Origin of the sequence: Sulfitobacter sp. THAF37 (assembly GCF_009363555.1) — a bacterium.
Lineage (GTDB): Bacteria > Pseudomonadota > Alphaproteobacteria > Rhodobacterales > Rhodobacteraceae > Sulfitobacter.
In genome coordinates this window covers 2,049,635-2,066,114 of the sequence record NZ_CP045372.1, presented here as the reverse complement: position 1 = coordinate 2,066,114, position 16,480 = coordinate 2,049,635, and the positions used below count along the sequence as shown (strand labels likewise).

General features: G+C 63.8%; 17 protein-coding genes and 1 tRNA gene. 11 read left to right on the top strand and 7 right to left on the bottom strand.

Annotation, left to right across the window (positions count from 1 at the left end; all coding sequences use genetic code 11):
• Positions 1–21 precede the first annotated feature (21 nt).
• Positions 22–810, bottom strand: a complete 789-nt coding sequence (locus FIU94_RS10135; RefSeq protein ID WP_152465687.1) for a crotonase/enoyl-CoA hydratase family protein — start codon at positions 808–810, stop codon at positions 22–24.
• 108 nt (positions 811–918) lie between these two features.
• On the opposite strand from FIU94_RS10135, the gene FIU94_RS10130 reads away from it, so the two are divergent.
• Genes FIU94_RS10130 through rpiB form a run of 3 tightly spaced genes read left to right on the top strand, consistent with a single transcriptional unit; the run spans position 919 to position 2,757 of the window.
• Entirely contained in the window at positions 919–2,022 is a 1,104-nt protein-coding gene (locus tag FIU94_RS10130) for a pyridoxal phosphate-dependent aminotransferase (RefSeq protein WP_152465686.1), read from the top strand.
• 51 nt (positions 2,023–2,073) lie between these two features.
• Entirely contained in the window at positions 2,074–2,256 is a 183-nt protein-coding gene (locus FIU94_RS10125; RefSeq protein ID WP_152465685.1) for a hypothetical protein, read from the top strand.
• Between the two features lie 51 nt (positions 2,257–2,307).
• Positions 2,308–2,757, top strand: a complete 450-nt coding sequence (gene rpiB, locus FIU94_RS10120; RefSeq protein ID WP_152465684.1) for a ribose 5-phosphate isomerase B — start codon at positions 2,308–2,310, stop codon at positions 2,755–2,757.
• 11 nt (positions 2,758–2,768) lie between these two features.
• On the opposite strand, the gene FIU94_RS10115 is transcribed toward rpiB, so the two are convergent.
• Positions 2,769–3,977, bottom strand: a complete 1,209-nt coding sequence (locus tag FIU94_RS10115; protein ID WP_152465683.1) for an alanine--glyoxylate aminotransferase family protein — start codon at positions 3,975–3,977, stop codon at positions 2,769–2,771.
• Positions 3,978–4,117: 140 nt separating this feature from the next.
• On the opposite strand from FIU94_RS10115, the gene FIU94_RS10110 reads away from it, so the two are divergent.
• A complete protein-coding gene (locus FIU94_RS10110; protein WP_152465682.1) occupies positions 4,118–5,974 on the top strand; it encodes an ABC transporter ATP-binding protein in 1,857 nt (618 codons plus the stop codon).
• Positions 5,975–6,448: 474 nt separating this feature from the next.
• On the opposite strand, the gene FIU94_RS10105 is transcribed toward FIU94_RS10110, so the two are convergent.
• Positions 6,449–7,126, bottom strand: coding sequence for a TIGR04283 family arsenosugar biosynthesis glycosyltransferase (locus FIU94_RS10105; protein WP_152465681.1), 678 nt, complete (start codon positions 7,124–7,126; stop codon positions 6,449–6,451).
• Between the two features lie 64 nt (positions 7,127–7,190).
• On the opposite strand from FIU94_RS10105, the gene FIU94_RS10100 reads away from it, so the two are divergent.
• Positions 7,191–7,970 carry a folate-binding protein YgfZ gene (locus FIU94_RS10100; protein ID WP_152465680.1) on the top strand — a complete coding sequence of 260 codons (780 nt, stop codon included), beginning with the start codon at positions 7,191–7,193 and terminating at the stop codon, positions 7,968–7,970.
• Between the two features lie 57 nt (positions 7,971–8,027).
• Here FIU94_RS10100 and efp read toward each other — a convergent pair whose 3' ends face one another.
• The gene (efp, locus tag FIU94_RS10095) at positions 8,028–8,591 is read right to left on the bottom strand and encodes an elongation factor P (protein ID WP_152465679.1); all 564 of its coding nucleotides are present in this window, start codon (positions 8,589–8,591) and stop codon (positions 8,028–8,030) included.
• Positions 8,592–8,810: 219 nt separating this feature from the next.
• On the opposite strand from efp, the gene FIU94_RS10090 reads away from it, so the two are divergent.
• Together FIU94_RS10090 and FIU94_RS10085 are read left to right on the top strand one after the other, a co-directional pair.
• Complete coding sequence (locus FIU94_RS10090; protein ID WP_071972485.1) at positions 8,811–9,131, top strand: DUF6280 family protein; 321 nt, start codon at positions 8,811–8,813, stop codon at positions 9,129–9,131.
• 142 nt (positions 9,132–9,273) lie between these two features.
• Positions 9,274–10,731: a cobyric acid synthase gene (locus FIU94_RS10085; protein ID WP_152465678.1), complete on the top strand. Its 1,458-nt coding sequence runs from the start codon at positions 9,274–9,276 to the stop codon at positions 10,729–10,731.
• A 6-nt stretch (positions 10,732–10,737) separates the two neighbouring features.
• Here the strand turns inward: FIU94_RS10085 and FIU94_RS10080 are convergent, their stop codons facing one another.
• The 3 genes from FIU94_RS10080 to FIU94_RS10070 all read right to left on the bottom strand — a co-directional run bounded on the left by FIU94_RS10080 (position 10,738) and on the right by FIU94_RS10070 (position 13,962).
• A complete protein-coding gene (locus FIU94_RS10080) occupies positions 10,738–11,751 on the bottom strand; it encodes a hypothetical protein (protein ID WP_152465677.1) in 1,014 nt (337 codons plus the stop codon).
• Between the two features lie 73 nt (positions 11,752–11,824).
• Complete coding sequence (locus tag FIU94_RS10075) at positions 11,825–13,252, bottom strand: TolC family outer membrane protein (RefSeq protein WP_152465676.1); 1,428 nt, start codon at positions 13,250–13,252, stop codon at positions 11,825–11,827.
• A 56-nt stretch (positions 13,253–13,308) separates the two neighbouring features.
• On the bottom strand, positions 13,309–13,962 hold the full coding sequence (locus FIU94_RS10070) for a protein-L-isoaspartate O-methyltransferase (RefSeq protein ID WP_152465675.1): 654 nt from the start codon (positions 13,960–13,962) through the stop codon (positions 13,309–13,311).
• Between the two features lie 217 nt (positions 13,963–14,179).
• On the opposite strand from FIU94_RS10070, the gene FIU94_RS10065 reads away from it, so the two are divergent.
• The 4 genes from FIU94_RS10065 to FIU94_RS10055 all read left to right on the top strand — a co-directional run bounded on the left by FIU94_RS10065 (position 14,180) and on the right by FIU94_RS10055 (position 16,296).
• A tRNA-Cys gene (locus tag FIU94_RS10065) sits at positions 14,180–14,253 on the top strand.
• Between the two features lie 209 nt (positions 14,254–14,462).
• Entirely contained in the window at positions 14,463–14,714 is a 252-nt protein-coding gene (locus FIU94_RS10060; RefSeq protein ID WP_152465674.1) for a hypothetical protein, read from the top strand.
• 300 nt (positions 14,715–15,014) lie between these two features.
• Positions 15,015–15,296 (top strand): hypothetical protein, encoded by a 282-nt coding sequence (locus FIU94_RS20880; protein ID WP_172975886.1) that lies wholly within the window; start codon positions 15,015–15,017, stop codon positions 15,294–15,296.
• Complete coding sequence (locus FIU94_RS10055) at positions 15,289–16,296, top strand: tyrosine-type recombinase/integrase (protein ID WP_172975885.1); 1,008 nt, start codon at positions 15,289–15,291, stop codon at positions 16,294–16,296. The genes FIU94_RS20880 and FIU94_RS10055 overlap by 8 nt, the downstream gene beginning before the upstream one ends.
• Positions 16,297–16,480 lie beyond the last annotated feature (184 nt).

Genomic DNA, 16,480 nt, shown 5'->3' with positions numbered 1-16,480 from the left:
TTTCATGTTTCAGCGCCGCGGCTACTTGAAAACGGCCGGGCGTTTCCCGAATTCGGCCGCGACGACTTCCATCTGGTGCGGTTTGCCCATCAGGTCCGCCTGGGCGCGGGATTCCTCCTCGAGCACCGCCGCTGCGTCCGAAACCTCGGCCATGGCGATCAGGCGCTTGGCGGCGCGAATGGCCGAGGGGCTTTTGCCCGCGATGAGGGTAGCGAGTTCCGTCGCCGCCGCCAGCGGGTCGTCGGCCAGTTCCGTCACCAGCCCCCAGCGTTCCGCCTGTGCGGCGTCCACCGGTGACGCGGTATAGGTCAAGCGGCGCAGCACGTCGCCGCGCACCAGTTTCGGCAACAGCACCATACCGCCCATGTCGGGCACGATGCCCCATTTCATCTCCATCACCGCGAGGCGGGCGTCCGGTGCCGCGATCCGGATGTCGGCGCCGAGCGCCAGTTGCAGACCAGCGCCGAAGCAGACGCCGTGGATCGCGGCAATCACCGGGATGTCCATGCGGGCCCAGACCATCGCGACCTCCTGCCACTGGTTCGTGGTCCCCTCGCCGTGGGTGCGGGGCATCAGCAGGTCCGCCGGGTCCTTGCCGATCATCCCCGACAGGCCCGAGATGTCGATGCCCGCGCAAAAGGCCTTGCCCTCGCCCGACAGCACGACGCATCGCGCGTCCGAGGCGGCGACTTCGGTGCCCGCGGCGATGATCGCGTCGATCATCTCCTGATCCACGGCGTTCATCTTGTCTGCCCGGGTCAGGCGGACAAAGGCGATGTGATTTTCGAAAGCGACCGAAACGCGGCTCATGGCATCCTCCAGCTTGTTTTGCCCAGTAGACCGCAAGCTGCGCCCACGCGCCAGCGCAACGCTGCGGCAGCCCCTTGCCCGCCGCGACGCCCGGGCCTATCAAGCCGCATGACCCATTACCGCTTCACACCGCTCGCCCTTTCCCTGCCCGCATCTGTCCCCTTCGTGGGCCCCGAAACACAGGAGCGTGCGCGCAAATCGCCTTTCGTCGCCCGGTTGGGTGCCAACGAAAGCGTCTTTGGCCCCTCGCCGCAGGCCATCGCTGCGATGGCCCAGACCGAGCACTGGAAATACGGCGATGCGCAAAGCCACGACCTGCGTCATGCCCTGGCCCGGCACCTTTCGACCACGATGGAGCATATCGTCGTGGGCGAGGGCATCGACGGTTTGCTGGGCTATCTGGTGCGGCTCTTCGTGGCGCCGGGCGACGCGGTGGTGACGTCGGACGGGGCCTATCCGACGTTCAACTATCATGTGGCGGGATACGGTGGTGTTCTGCACAAGGTACCTTTCGTCGAGGACCGTGAAGATCCCGCGACGCTTTTCGCCAAGGCGGCGGAGGTGGATGCGAAGCTGGTCTATCTGTCCAATCCCGACAACCCGATGGGAAGCTGGCACCGCGGCGCCGACATCGCCGACGCGATGGAGACCCTGCCCGAGGGCACGCTGCTGGTGCTGGACGAAGCCTATCTGGAAACCGCGCCGGAGGGCACGGCCTTGCCCCTGCCGTTCGACGATCCGCGGGTGATCCGGATGCGGACCTTTTCCAAGGCCTACGGGCTGGCGGGCGCGCGGGTCGGCTATGCACTGGGGCATCCCGACCTGATCACCGCCTTCGACAAGGTGCGCAATCATTTCGGCATGAACCGGGCGGCACAGGCGGGGGCGCTGGCGGCGCTGGAAGACACATCCTGGCTGGCCCATGTGCAGGGTGAAGTTGCCGCCGCGCGGGATCGCATCGGCGCCATTGCGCGGGAAAACGGGCTGACGCCCCTGCCTTCGGGCGCGAATTTCGTGGCCATCGACTGCGGCAGGGACGGTGCCTTCGCCAAGGCGGTACTGGACGGTCTGGTGGAACGGGGCATTTTCGTGCGGATGCCGTTCGCGGCACCGCAGAACCGCTGCATTCGTGTAAGCTGCGGCACGGCGGCGGATCTGGACGCCTTTGCCGCCGCCCTGCCCGATGCGCTGGCGGACGCCAAGGGGGGCTGACGCGGGCCGCTGGCCCGCTATACTCCCCTTCGGTTCTGGATGAGGGACAGTATGAGCGACGACGGCAACCGCCCTGCCGCACCGGATTTTACCCTGGCCTGCGTGGTCATGTTCGGGGTCAACCTGACATGGGTGCTGATGACGATCTGGATCGTCTGGGGGTTGATCGCCGCCGCTGCGACCGGATGGGCGGTGAACAAGGTGATTGATCGCATCGCCGCGGCACGGCAATAGGGGCCTGCGCGGCCACTGTGCGCCGCGACCCCATTCGAAAGGCCCTGCTCCATGTCTTCCAGTCTCCGTATCGTGCTTTCCAGCGACCACGCCGCCATCGGGCTGCGCCGCGCCATCGCCGACCATGTCGCTTCACGCGGGCACGAGGTGATCGACATCGGCCCCGACAGCCCCGAGAGCACACATTACCCCGACCACGGTGCCGCCGCCGCTCGGCATGTGGCGTCGGGCGACTGCGCGCTGGGGATCGTGCTGTGCGGGACGGGCCAGGGGATCATGATGGCGGCGAACAAGGTCGCGGGGATCCGCTGCGGCGTTTGTTCCGACGTCTTCTCCGCCCGGATGATTCGCGCCCATAACAATGCCAACATGCTGGCCCTCGGGGCGCGTGTCATCGGCGAGGGAATCGCCCTGGAGATCGTGGATGCCTTTCTTGACACCGCCTTCGAAGGCGGGCGCCATGCCACCCGTGTCGATATGATCATGGCGCTGGAAGGTTAAACCCACGCATCCTAGGCGCCGCCGATCACCTCCGCCGCGGCTTCAAGCGCGCCGGTGCCGTGTTCGATCTTCATCGCGCGCATGCCCGCCTCGATCCCGCCCAGCAGGCCCATGATCATATGGCCGTTCACATGGCCCATATGACCCAGTCTGAAAAACCCGTCACGCGCCGGGTCGCCCGGTTCGGCCATCCCCAGGCCGATGCCCAGCGTCAGGCCCAGTTCGCTTTCCAGCCAGGTGCGCAATTCGGTCGCCTGGGGGCTTTGCAGCCGCAGGGCGGTGACGGCGCAGCTGCGGTTTGCCGGGTCCGCCACGTTCATCCCGAAGCTGCCCGCCGTCGACCAGGCCTCGCAGGCGGCCCAGACTGCCCGGGCCAACACCCGGTGCCGCGCCCAGACCTGTTCCAGCCCTTCGCCATGGATCAGGTCTAGCGCGGCGCGCAGGCCGTAAAGGTGATGGGTCGGCGCCGTGCCGCCGTGATACTGGAAGAACTCGTCGGGGTGCGCACGCGGGGTCCAGTCCCAGAACCAGCTCACGCGTTCCATTCGCGCCCGCGCCTCTGCCGCGCGGTCATTGAAGAACACAAACGCCATGCCCGGCGGCATCATCAGCCCCTTTTGCGACCCTGTCACCGCCACATCCGCGCCCCAGGCGTCCATTTCGAACCGGTCGCAGCCCATCGAGGCGATGCAATCCGCCATCAGCAGCGCCGGGTGGCCAAGGGTGTCGAGCACCCCGCGCAGTGCCGCGATATCGTTGCGGATGGAGGTGGACGTATCGACGTGGACCGCCAGCACCGCCTTGATCCGGTGCCGGGTATCCGCTTTCAGCGCCTCGGCGATGCGATCCATGTCCATCGGGCTTTGCTTGCCGAAGTCCAGGATCTCGGTTTCCAGCCCGAGGCATTGGGCCACCAGGCTCCACCCCATGCCGAAGCGGCCGGTCGCGGGCACCAGCACCCGATCACCCGGCTGACAGACATTCACCAGCGCAGCCTCCCAGGCGGCGTGGCCGTTGCCGATGTACATGGCGACGTCATGTTCGGTGCGCGCCACGCGCTTCAGGTCGGCAACGAGGCCGGGCATCATCTGCGGCAGCTCCCCCGCATAAATGTTGGGTGCGGACCGGTGCATCGCGCTCAACACCGCGTCCGGCGTGACCGAGGGGCCGGGAATAGCGAGGTATGTTCGCCCCTGCGCCAGTTTGGGTCTGTCTGTCATAAGGTTGCCTTGTCGTGCGGAAATGGTCCGGCAGACACTACGCCCGGATGATCCGGCGTCAATATCCCGTCAGCCTTGCCCTGCCCCCGTGGGTTGCGTAGACAGGAGGGCAGACTGCCCAGAGGAACGTCCACGTCCATATGAACGATCAGACCTATACCTCGGGGGAACTGCTGCGCTGGCTGTGGCGGGAATACCTGAAGAAACATGTCAAACTGATGATCGTCGCCGTGATCTTCATGGCGATCGAGGGCAGCACCCTGGGCGCCCTGGCGCGGCTGATGGAGCCGATGTTCGACCAGGTTTTCGTCGCGGGCGACCGCAGCGCGCTGAAATGGGTCGGGCTGGTCCTGGTGGGCATCTTTGCCCTGCGCGCGGTGGCCGGTGTCATCCAGAAGGTGCTGCTGACCCGGATTGCGCAACGCACCGCCGCGGATATGCGGATCGACCTTCTGGACAAGCTGATGGTGCAGGACGGCGCGTTTCACCAGTCGCATCCGCCCGGTTTCCTGATCCAGCGCGTGCAGTCCGACGTGAACGCGGTCGGCGATGTCTGGCGCGCGGTGATTACCGGCGCGGGGCGCGATGCCATCGGGCTGATCGTGCTGCTGGGTGTGGCGATTTCCATTGATCCTGTCTGGGCTTTTCTGGCCTGTGTCGGGGTGCCGCTGATGGTGCTTCCTGCGGCGGCGGCACAGCGTTTCGTGCGCCGCCGCGCACGGGAGGCGCGGGACCTGGGTGCCCATCTGGCGACCCGTCTGGACGAGGTGTTTCACGGCATCGTCCAGATCAAGCTGAATGCGCTGGAGCAGTACCAATCGCGGCAGTACCGCGACCTGACACGCAAGTTCGTCACCACCGAGGTGCGCGCGGCCTTCGGCAATTCCGCGATCCCGGGGATGATCGACATCATGTCCGGCATCGGATTCATGGCGGTCATCCTCTACGGCGGCAGCCAGATCATCTCGGGCGACAAGACGATCGGTCAGTTCATGACCTTCTTTACCGCCATGGGCTTCACCTTCAGCCCGCTTCGGCGTCTGGGCGGTGTCAGCGGGTTGTGGCAGACCGCCGCAGCCGCACTTGAGCGGTTGAAAGAGCTGCTGGATGCACCGCGGACCCAGACAGACCCGGAACACCCCAAGGCACTGCCCCTGCCCAGCACTGACATCGCGCTGAAGAACGTGACCCTTTCGTTTGGCGATACCAAGGTGCTGGATGGTCTGAACCTGACCGCGAAGGCGGGCGAAACGACGGCGCTTGTGGGGGCGTCCGGCGCGGGGAAATCGACCATCTTCAACGTGCTCACCCGACTGATCGACCCGCAAGAGGGGGAGGTCACGGTCGGCGGCACCTCTGTCCGGGACCTCACGCTGGCGGATCTGCGCGGCCTGTTTTCGGTCGTGACGCAGGAGGCGCTGCTGTTCGACGAGACCCTGCGCGAGAACATCCTGCTGGGCCGCGAGGATGTGAGCGACGCGCGCCTGCAGGAGGTGCTGGAAGCCGCGCATGTGGCCAATTTTCTGCCCAAGCTGGAGCACGGGCTGGACACCCGGGTCGGCCCGCGCGGTTCCGCGCTTTCCGGCGGACAGCGGCAGCGGGTCGTCATCGCCCGGGCCCTGCTGCGCGACACGCCGATCCTTCTGTTGGACGAGGCGACGAGCGCGCTGGACGCCCAATCCGAACAGGTGGTGCAGGATGCCCTGGACAGGTTGTCCGCGGGGCGCACAACGCTGGTGATCGCGCATCGACTGGCGACCATCCGCAGCGCCGACCGCATTCTGGTGATGGATCGAGGGCGGGTGACGGACGAGGGCACGCACGAAGAGCTGCTGGCGCGCGGCGGCATCTACGCGAACCTCTACCGACTGCAGTTCGAGGACGGCAAAACCGTGTCAGATGCCCGCGGAGTCAGGGCGCTGAGGGCGCGGGAACGGGGGCTGGTGCCCGCGGCCCCGAACCTGTTGCAGCGGATTGGGCAACGTCTGTTCGGCTGAAGAGCGGGTCCCCGGGCCTTCGACCACGCGGGCGAAGGACACGCGCCGATCCGCTCAGCGACGCCTCTGAATAGCGGGACATTTATAGCGGCTTTTGTCACCGCAGCGCAGAGGAAGACATGTCATGCAAGACATGTCTTCGTAGACATGTCAAAAATGACATGTCTCCACCCGCCGCTGAAAACGTGAGCGGGAAGGCTCCGCAACAAACCAGCTCCGGAGACGAACCAGCCCCGGAGGGCGCCCGTTTCGCCATTTGGTCATTCTTATCTCAGGGACCCTTCAGGATGGACCGGCCCGAAATCAGGACCGGAAACGCCAGACTGAGTTCGGACCCGTCTGCCAAGACATGTCAAAAATGACATGTCTGCTTACGCGAAATCCGGGCCACACCCGGTGCACCGACCCCACGCGCCAGGGTATCGCGGGGGGGGGCAGCCTCACCTGCAGCAGAGTGTCAGGGCAGACCGCCCCCTACCCCCGGTAGCTCCGTGCCAGACGCGCGGGGTCCGCGCCCGCCCGGTACCTCAACAGGGTCCAAAGATTCCGCGCGCCCTGGCGCAGCCACCCCCGCTGCCGGTACTTCTCGGCGCTGGTGACTGCGGTGACATCAATTCCGGTCAGCCGTCCACGCAGCGCCCGGGCGATGGCCACATCCTCCATCAACGGAATGTCGGGATAGCCGCCAGCCGCATCGTACAGCTCTCTGGACAACAGCAGCCCCTGGTCGCCGTAGGGCAGCCCAAGGCGGCTGCGCAGATTGGCCCAGCCCGAGACCAGTCGCGCCGGAACACCGCCACCATCGAATTTCAACCGGCACCACCCCGCGCGGTTGTCTGCCATCAGGTGATCGCGCATCCGACCGCTCCATCCCGGCTGCAGCCGCGTGTCGGCATGCAGGATCAGCAGCCAGTCCCCCTGCGCAGCCGCGCAGCCGCGCCGCAACTGCCCCCCGCGGGTAGCGTCGCCGTGCAGCACCTGCGCGCCCCAGGCCTGTCCCAGCGCACCCGTCGCGTCGGAAGACCCGCCATCGCTGACGATCAGCTCCCGGATCAGACCTGCCTCCAGCCCCTCCATCAGCGCGGACAGGCAGCCCGGCAGGACATCTGCCGCGTCGAGCGTGGGAATGATGACCGAAATCGGCGCGCGCATCGCACCCCCTTTAGAACCTGGAACGGAGGGTATATGTCATGGCTACCGCAGAAAGGACACCACCATGACGCACCGTCGCATCCTGCGCCTGTCGGGCAAGGACACCCGCGAGTTTCTCCAGGGCCTGATCACCAACGATATCGACAAGCTGGCACAGGGCGCCGTCTATGCGGCACTGCTGAGCCCGCAGGGCAAATACATGGCCGATTTCCTGATCACCGAAGCGCCGGACGGGAGCATCCTTCTGGACGTGGCGGAAAGCCATGGCGACATGCTGGTTCAGCGTCTGAGCCTCTACAAGCTGCGTGCAGACGTGCAGATCGAAGAGACCGGCCTGCATGTGCATCGGGGCCTCGGCAAGGCCCCGACGGACGGCTTTCCGGACCCCCGCACGCCCGAGATGGGCTGGCGCGCCTACCGCGACGCACCCCAGACCGACGACGCCGGCATAGACTGGGATGCGCTGCGCGTGGCCCATCTGGTGCCCGAAACCGGGGTCGAGCTGACGCCGGACACCTTTGTTCTGGAGGCAGGCTTCGACCGGCTCAACGGTGTCGACTTTCGCAAAGGCTGCTACGTCGGCCAGGAGGTGACAGCGCGCATGCGGCACAAGACGACGCTACGCAAGGGCCTGGCCCAGGTCGATGTCAAGGGTGAGGCCCCCGTGGGGACCGATCTGCTGGCAGGCGAGAAACCGGCGGGGACACTGCTGACCCAGGCCGGGGGCAAGGGCATCGCCTACCTCAGATTCGATCGCGCCAAGGGTCCGATGACCGCGGGCGACGCGCAGGTGACTTGGAAAGACGCCGACGGTGAGTCGTCCGATCAAGGGGAATCGACATAGCCGCGGGGCAAAGAGCCTTGCACCCGCAGCATAACGTCGCGTCAAACTGAGCCGCCGTCAGGCGCGTTCGACATATTCCATGGTCTCTGTATTGACCACGATATCCTCGTCCTGGCCGACGAAGGGCGGCACAGAAACTTTCACGCCATTGTCGAGAATGGCCGGTTTGAAGGAATTCGCAGCCGTCTGTCCTTTGACCACCGGCTCGGTTTCCACGACCTTGCAGACCACTTTTTGCGGCAGCGAGGCGTTCAGCGCCTCGGCTTCGTGGTACTCGACCACGATCATCATGCCGTCCTGAAGGAACGGCCGCCGTTCGCCCAGAAGTTCGGAGGAAAGCTGCACCTGTTCGTAGGTTTCGGTATCCATCAGAACCAGCATCCCATTGTCTTCATAGAGAAATTGCTGATCTTTCTGTTCCAGCCGCACGCGCTCCACCTTGTCGGCAGACCGAAAGCGTTCATTCAGCTTGGACCCGTTGCGCAGGTTGCGCAGTTCGACCTGGGCAAAGGCACCGCCCTTGCCGGGCTTCACGTGGTCAACCTTGACCGCCGCCCAAAGGCCGCCGTTATGCTCCAGCACATTGCCGGGGCGGATCTCGTTTCCGTTGATTTTTGGCATTTGGTAAAACCGCTATAAAGGTTGATGTGTGTTCAACGCCTCCTATATCTGCGGTATCGGCTCCCTGCAAGGCGAGCGGACGGTATGCTGCGCCCGCGAAAGTCATGCAATCCTTGCATGGGAGACATGCGAAATATCGGTATCCGAATCGTGGGATATCCGTCATAAGAGGCCGCACGCCAAAATGACAAGAGCAAGAATAACGGAAAGGACGACGAGATGAGAGATTTCGTTGATGGCACCGCTTTCAATAACGAGCAAGGAAATCGGGCCCGCAAACTTTTCGCTGCCGTGGTACTGGCAGCACTGGATGACGCGATCGCGGATGACAAGAAATACGGCAACGGACCTGAGCAGATCGCCCGCTGGGCGCGGTCGCGCGACGGTCGTGAAGTGCTGAGCTGTGCCGGCATCGACCCGAATGAACGTGTCGTGACCGGCCTCATGGAATTTGTCGGCAAAGGTGTGCGGACGTCCGTCGCCCTCAGCCGAGAAGAATCCGAGCGGCGCAATGCCGCCCAACAGGCCGAAGCGGCCTGATACCACCAACATCGCTATCCAGACCGGATCAAACGCAGCCTCAGTGCTGCGTTTTTTTCGTTTGGGCCCCGCAGCAAAGACTATCCCCCTTTCCCGCCACAGCAATTTGCGCCAGTTTGCGCCTGACTTGCGAGGGGGCGAAATGACCAGGGCGATCATGATCCAGGGCACCGGGTCGAACGTGGGAAAATCCATGATCGTCGCCGGGCTGATCCGGGCCTGTATGCGGCGGGGGCTGCGGGTGCGCCCCTTCAAGCCGCAGAATATGTCGAACAACGCCGCCGTGACGGAGGACGGCGGCGAGATCGGTCGCGCCCAGGCGTTGCAGGCACGCGCGGCGGGCGTGGCGCCGCACACCGACATGAACCCGATCCTGCTGAAGCCGCAATCCGCCACCGGGGCGCAGGTGGTGGTCCAGGGCCGGATGGCCGGACAGCAAGAAGCCGCGGAGTTCGGCCGGAACAAGCAGACGCTCATGCCGCGCGTGCTGGAGTCCTTTCATCGGCTGGGACGCGGGGCCGACCTCATCGTCGTCGAAGGGGCCGGCAGCCCCGCAGAAACCAATCTGCGGGCGGGAGACATCGCAAACATGGGGTTTGCCACCGCCGCCGGCGTGCCGGTGATCCTGATGGGGGACATCGACCGCGGCGGCGTCATCGCACAGATCGTTGGCACCCAGGCGGTGATGTCAGAGGAGGACAACGCGCAGGTGCGCGGCTTTGCCGTCAACAAGTTTCGCGGCGACCGCAGCCTGTTCGACGCGGGCCGCGACGACATCGCAAGACGCACCGGCTGGCCCAGCCTGGGCGTGATCCCCTGGTTCGATCAGGCGCACCGTCTTCCCGCCGAAGACGTGATGGACCTGCCCGCCCGCGCCCGTTCCGGCGGGACCGGCTGCGTGATCGCTGTGCCGCGTCTGCCGCGCATCGCCAATTTCGACGATCTCGACCCGCTGGCAGCGGAACCGGGGGTGGATCTGCGCATGATCATGCCGGGCACCCCCCTGCCCGCCGAGGCCGATCTGGTCCTGCTGGTCGGCTCCAAGGCGACGATAGCAGACCTTGCCGCGCTGCGGGCGGAAGGCTGGGACATCGACCTCGCCGCCCATATCCGGCGGGGCGGTCACGTGCTGGGCCTGTGCGGAGGCTACCAGATGCTGGGGCGCAGCATTTCCGATCCCCACGGCATCGAGGGTCCGCCTTCCGATGTGGCGGGGCTGGGCCATCTGGACATTCATACCGTGATGGAACCGAAAAAGCACCTTTCGCTCAAGACCGGTCATCATCCGGCCAGCGGCACGGCCTTGTCGGGCTACGAGATACATATCGGCGAAACGACAGGCCCGGATTGTGCGCGTGGCTGGCTGACCTTTGACGGCACGCCCGAAGGCGCGATGAGCGGGAATGGCCGCGTGCAGGGATGCTACATGCACGGGATTTTCACCTCGGACGCTTTCCGGCGCGCCTACCTGACGAATTTCGGGGTCACGTCCTCGCTCGTCTTCGACAGGAACGTCGAAGAGACCCTGGATGCGCTGGCCGCGCATGTTGAACGCTATATGGATGTGGACCTGTTGCTGTCGCTCTCCGAAGAGGTGTGAACGAGGTTACTCCAGCTCCTGCGCCGTCAGGGCACGATGGATTTCGCGGCGCACCAGCTTGCGCACGTTGCGGGTAATCCGCTCGCCCAGCGCGCCCTGAAGCTCTGCCCGGACGATTTCGCTGACGAGATCGCGCAGGGCTTCCTCATCCAGCACCTGATCGTCATCGGACAGGGCCAAACGCTCCTCCTCGGGTGCGGTGCCACCGTTGTCCTGCCGGGGGGCTTGCGGTGCGGTGCGATCCGCGTCGCGGTCGCGGAAAAAGCTCGCCGCTTCCGCCTCCGCAGGGTGATTGCGCGGCAGGTTGTGCAGGCGGGCGGTGGTGGCGCTGCTTTCCGCGTCGTCCTCCCATTCCATGGCGGGGGCATCCGTGCCGGAATAATCGCCCTCGCCCGAGCCGTCAGGTTCCCAGGTTTCGGGAATCTTGCCGATGGCGGTTTCCAGCGCCGCGATCTTGGCGCTCAGCGTATCGGCCTGGGCGTCATGCGACACATCCGCCGCGCCCTCGGGACCCCGGTCCTGTTCCGCCGAACCGGCTTCACCGTCTGCTTCCGGCGTTTCCGCGTCGAACAGCGCGGTATCGCTGTTCATCTCGAAACCACCCTCGCCGTCCTCGTCGCTGTCATCGGAAAAGTTGTAGGGGTCGCCATCGTAGTCGAGCGCCGGGTCGTCCTGCTCCATCTGTTGAATGAAATCGGAAAAGACTTTTTCATCCGCAGGCTCGGGTTCGGCTGTCGCCGCCCGCACAGGGTCATCCGCAGGTGTATCGGCCGCGCCCTCGCCGTACGCCGCTTCGAATGCCGCGTCCTCATCGGACCAGTCTTGCGCGGCCTGTGGCGCCGCATCCGTTTGCCGGGGCGACGTTTCGGCATCGGCCACCCGCAGCGCGGGCGTCAGCACCAACCGATCCGACTGGACCGGCTTGGTCTTGGTTTGCAAAGGGCGTTTGTCTTCGGACACCAGACGGCGGATCGAAGACAGAACATCCTCTACCTCGGCATTTGTGACGGGGTCGGACATAGATTTTACCACTCTTTCCTCGCGCGAAGATTAGCGCGGATCGCAGATTCTCACAATAGAGTGCCGAAAATTGTCAGTCCTTTTGCAGCGCCCTCAATACCCGGTCCAGCTGACGCCCCTGTCGGCTGTTCTTGGCGGGACTGTCCTTGACCAGGTTGTAGTAGCCCGCCGGATCGTAAATCTGGACCGGCAGGCCAAGGTGCGCCGCCGTCAGCCGCCCCGTCGCCGAAAGCACCGAATAGGCCGCGATATAAAGGCTCGCACGGGCGGATACCTGCGTGGACTGCGCATCCAGCAAAGATTGTTCGGCATCCAGCACGTCCAGCGTGGTACGCGCGCCGAGGGTCGCTTCTTCCCGGACGCCGCGGAAGGCGATACGCGCGGCGCGGATCTGGCGTTCCGACGCTTCCAGCTGTGCCCGGGCCGTTGCGAAACTGGCATAGGCATCGCCGACGGCCTGTTCTACGTCAAAGCGGACCACGTGCAGGTTGGCGCGCTGCGCGTCGCGCTGCGCCATGCTTCTGCGCACATCCGACGACAGCCTGCCACCCTGATAGATCGTCTGGTTTACACCAAGACCGACCGACGCGTTTCTGTTGAAGTCGCTGCCGCCGAATTCCTCGGATACGCCGACACTGCCGTTCAGCGTGACCCGCGGTGCCATGGCCGCTTCGTTCGACCGGATCAGAAGTTCGGCGGCAGCCACCTGATGTTGCGCCGATCGCAACAGTGGATGCTGGCGCACGGCCAGTGCCTTGGCCGCCTGAATGTCCCCTCCGATAGTCGGCAGACTGGGCGGGCCGCTCAGCCGGCCGGGCTTGCGGCCGACGGCGGTGCGGTATTCCTCCTGCGCGCGCAGCAGCGTGCCCTGGGCTGCGGCAAGCCCGCTTCGGGCGTTGGCCAGCTGCGCTTCGGCCAGGGCAACATCGGTGCGGGTCACTTCGCCCACTTCGAACCGGTCCCGCGCCGCGCGCAGTTCCTGCGTCAGCAGCCGCACGTTGTTCTGCCGCAAGGCCACGAACTCGGACGCTTCGATCACGCCCATGTAGGCGCTGACGGCCCGCAACAGGATTTGCTGTTCGACATTCAGCAAGGTATCGCGCGTCGCCAGCACGGTCTCCTTCGTCGCCTCGACGCGAAACGCCGAAGCGCCGAAATCATAAACCAGCACTTCGGCGATCAGGTTGATGGAAGCGGTCAACGAATTGCTGCTGCCCGAAGTCGCCAAGACGTTCAACTGTGGCACTTCACGGTAGCTCTGGGTCAGGTCCGCGGTCCAGCGCAGCACCGGTTTCAGCGCAGAGGCCGCGGCGGCGACATCCTCGTCGGCGGCACGCAGGACGGCGCGCTGCTGCTCAAGAAGGCCCGAATGGTTATAGGCCCCCACCAGCGCATCGGCCAGCGTTTCGGCCTCGGCCAGACGCCCCGTGATCGCCAAAGCGGTCACCAGCACGGTCACGCCCGCGGCACGCCGTAGTTTTACCAAGGAACTCATCTGCATCGGTTCTCGCCTTCTTTTAATATGCCAGTCCGGTCTGCAGGCCGGCCCATTACCCCTCAGAATTCAAAGACCGCTTCGCGCCCGAACCCCGGCAGCACTGGCGCCGCCGCATTGAACGCCATGCGCCAGCTTACGTCGTCGGAGTTCTTTCGACCAACGCGCACCTCGCCCAGCTGGCCGTTCATGAACAGCGCACAGATACGGCCGCCGTCTTTCAGCTGGTCGATCAGCGCGGCGGGCACCTGCTGCACCCCGCCCTGCAAAACGATGGCGTCGTAGGGCCCGTGCTGCGCCGCTCCCTCCGCAAGTGGCCCCACATGGACCACTGCGTTATCGGCCCCCGCCGCTGTCAGCGCCTCTTGCGCTTCGTGGGCCATCGATTCGTCTTCCTCGACGGTGACGACCGCCTCGGCCATATGGGCGATCACAGCTGTGGAATAGCCCATGGCCCCGCCCACATCGAGCACAAGTTCCCTGTCGGTGATGGCCAGCGCATCCAGCATCTTGGCCAGCGTGCGCGGATCAAGCATAACACGGCCCTGCCCGAGATCGAGGTTTTCACCGAGATACGCCGCCTCGCGTTGTGCAGTCGGCACGAAATCCTCCCGCGGGACCGTCAGCATCGCCTCGATGATCGGGAACTTTGTCACATCCGAGGGGCGGACCTGCGTATCGACCATCATGGTCCGGCGCGTGGCGAAATCAATCATCAGCTAAACTCATCTGTTCGGATCCTCTGGCTTTCAGGTTTGCCACATCACTCGGAGCGCGGCAACGGGCCGGAAACGGATTTAAGCTCACCTTGGGTATTGCGGTCACAGCGGGGAACAGAGCCGGTTCAGAAGGTAAAAGATTGCCGGACTGTTCGCCACGACCTCTTGCGGCCTCAGATGGAACATGGCAAAAGCCGGTCACCACAGCGATTTCGGCGAGTTGGCGGAGTGGTTACGCAGCGGATTGCAAATCCGTGTACAGGAGTTCGATTCTCCTACTCGCCTCCATTTATTTTCAAAGACTTAGATCAAGCCGACAACTAGACCGCCCGCGCGTCTAAACAAATGTCTAAACATTCTGTTTTTGTTCTGTTCCTAAATCATAGTGCCGCCGATAGTTTTGCCGACCCTGTCCCGCAGAGGAAGCCCGCCACTACAGGCTCCAGTTGCGCGCTTCCGACCATTGGGCGTATGCTCCCCCTAACTGGAGCATTCGCATGGTATTTCTCGGCAAACTGATCTCGTGGGCGCTTGTCATTCTTGGCACTCTGCGGGTTGCTATGGGCATTTTCGTCGCCCAGATGTTTTCGGAACCGCAGGCCTATGCCGCCGCAACCGCCCGATACTTTGGATCGAGAACTTCCGGCGAAGCGATTGACCAAGGCTTCATCATGATTGCAGTGGGCGTCGGTATCGGCCTGTTGGCGCGTATCGCAGGTAACAGCGCCAAGCCTCCCGCACGGAACTGACATCAACCTGGCGCACTGCCAGAGCCTTCGGCCCCCGTAGACTCAAATATCGGAGGGGGCGGAAGGCGGACCCCCTGACACTACCTTGATAAGGTATGCATTTAGTGACACCGGCCACTTCAATAACTGGCAGCAGACCGCCATTTTTCCACGTCAAAACTGGCATTAACTGTCAATGGCTTTTTAGCCTTCCCGACTCGCACTGATCGCTCAGTGTGTCTTCATAGCCACCAGACCGTATATGCGTTTAGTGACACCCAAGTGATGCCGGTGGCACTTAATTCCCCTAGTGCTTGAGCCGTGAGTCCCGCCAAGCTACTTTCCAACCATCAACACGGTTTGCATGGCACCCAGTGCACATTCGCTCTGTCCAAGGCGCGCAAACCCATCACAGGTTGTATGATTGGTGTGAAGATGGCGGCGACGAACATGGAACAAAAAGCACTCAGCCTGCTCCGCGCATTCGAGCGGGCAGGCAAAATGGTCACCCGTGTCTCTATCGATGGTCGAAAAATCGAGCTTGAACTGTCTACTGGCGAGATTGCCGATGAGTTTGACAGGATCGACATGCGGCATGGCTAAACGCGAGCTTCCCAAGCACGTCTACCGCCAACGCAATGGCATCTACTTCCAACGGCGGGGGTGGCCCTCGCAAAAATTCCTAAGCGAGTTCGGCACAGCGGCGTTCTGGAAGGAATACGCCGACATACTCGCCGCCAAGGACAAGCCGCAAGTCATCGCATCGCGAAGCTTCAAGGCGCTTATCAGGAGCTACCGGAAGTCCCCCAGATACCGGAACCTGAAACCGCGTACTGGTCTGGATTACGACAAGCATCTGGATTTTTTCATTTCCATCATGGGCGATCGCAACCCGGCCAAGCTGCAACGGAAGGACGTGATCCGCCTGCGAGACTCAAACGCTGAAAAGGCCTATTTCGCAAATTACTCTTTGCGCGTCCTGCGCGTTTTGATGGAACACTGTGTCGATCTCGGTTGGCGCGAAAGCAACCCGGCACGTGGCGTTTCCGAACTCAAGACCGACAAGCGCGAACGCGAGCCGTGGCCGCAAGAGCTTCTGGATACCTACCGGGCCACCTGCCCGCTCGGCACCAGACAACGCCTTGTCATGGAACTCTGCGTCGGGACCGGCCAGAGGATCGGTGACGTTCTTGAAATGCGCTGGTCGGATATTCAGGATGGCGCGGTCTTTGTACGGCAGAGCAAGACCAAAAAGGAACTCTGGGTGCCAATCCTGCCCCAGCTCCAACAGGCCTTGGAGGCCGCTGAGCGCCATTCCGTCTTCATGGTCACAAACGAACGCGGAACCAACCGCTGGTCCTATCGCGGCGCCTCCGCTGCCGTGCGGAAGGTCAGAGAGCAGATCGGGGCTGTCGACTATGACATCCACAGCTGGCGCTACAACGCAGCCTGTGAGCTGGTAGAAGCCGGATGCAGCGACGACCTGGTCGCAGCTGTGACGGGGCAAAGCCCGGCAATGGTGCTGCACTATACCAAGAAGGTGCGTCAACGGATCAGAGCCATTGCTGCGCAGCAGATGCGTGAAAATCGGAAAGGGCGATAGCTAAGAGGAGAGGCAACGTCGGGAGGATACAGGTCATTCGCTGCGTCGAGCATAAGCGGCGCCACCGCAGCAGCACATGGCGTGTTCTGGCGCGAGCAGATGGTCTACGGGACGCGAAACGACCGCGACCGTTGCTTCGTCACCCTGCAAAAGAACATCGCCATCAAAGATTTGCTGTTCGACC

Bases quoted from the DNA above. Each gene is read 5' to 3' on its own strand.
- FIU94_RS10135 (WP_152465687.1), bottom strand. From the start codon at position 810: ATGAGCCGCGTTTCGGTCGCTTTCGAAAATCACATCGCCTTTGTCCGC.
- FIU94_RS10130 (WP_152465686.1), top strand. From the start codon at position 919: ATGACCCATTACCGCTTCACACCGCTCGCCCTTTCCCTGCCCGCATCT.
- FIU94_RS10125 (WP_152465685.1), top strand. From the start codon at position 2,074: ATGAGCGACGACGGCAACCGCCCTGCCGCACCGGATTTTACCCTGGCC.
- rpiB (WP_152465684.1), top strand. From the start codon at position 2,308: ATGTCTTCCAGTCTCCGTATCGTGCTTTCCAGCGACCACGCCGCCATC.
- FIU94_RS10115 (WP_152465683.1), bottom strand. From the start codon at position 3,977: ATGACAGACAGACCCAAACTGGCGCAGGGGCGAACATACCTCGCTATT.
- FIU94_RS10110 (WP_152465682.1), top strand. From the start codon at position 4,118: ATGAACGATCAGACCTATACCTCGGGGGAACTGCTGCGCTGGCTGTGG.
- FIU94_RS10105 (WP_152465681.1), bottom strand. From the start codon at position 7,126: ATGCGCGCGCCGATTTCGGTCATCATTCCCACGCTCGACGCGGCAGAT.
- FIU94_RS10100 (WP_152465680.1), top strand. From the start codon at position 7,191: ATGACGCACCGTCGCATCCTGCGCCTGTCGGGCAAGGACACCCGCGAG.
- efp (WP_152465679.1), bottom strand. From the start codon at position 8,591: ATGCCAAAAATCAACGGAAACGAGATCCGCCCCGGCAATGTGCTGGAG.
- FIU94_RS10090 (WP_071972485.1), top strand. From the start codon at position 8,811: ATGAGAGATTTCGTTGATGGCACCGCTTTCAATAACGAGCAAGGAAAT.
- FIU94_RS10085 (WP_152465678.1), top strand. From the start codon at position 9,274: ATGACCAGGGCGATCATGATCCAGGGCACCGGGTCGAACGTGGGAAAA.
- FIU94_RS10080 (WP_152465677.1), bottom strand. From the start codon at position 11,751: ATGTCCGACCCCGTCACAAATGCCGAGGTAGAGGATGTTCTGTCTTCG.
- FIU94_RS10075 (WP_152465676.1), bottom strand. From the start codon at position 13,252: ATGCAGATGAGTTCCTTGGTAAAACTACGGCGTGCCGCGGGCGTGACC.
- FIU94_RS10070 (WP_152465675.1), bottom strand. From the start codon at position 13,962: ATGATTGATTTCGCCACGCGCCGGACCATGATGGTCGATACGCAGGTC.
- FIU94_RS10060 (WP_152465674.1), top strand. From the start codon at position 14,463: ATGGTATTTCTCGGCAAACTGATCTCGTGGGCGCTTGTCATTCTTGGC.
- FIU94_RS10055 (WP_172975885.1), top strand. From the start codon at position 15,289: ATGGCTAAACGCGAGCTTCCCAAGCACGTCTACCGCCAACGCAATGGC.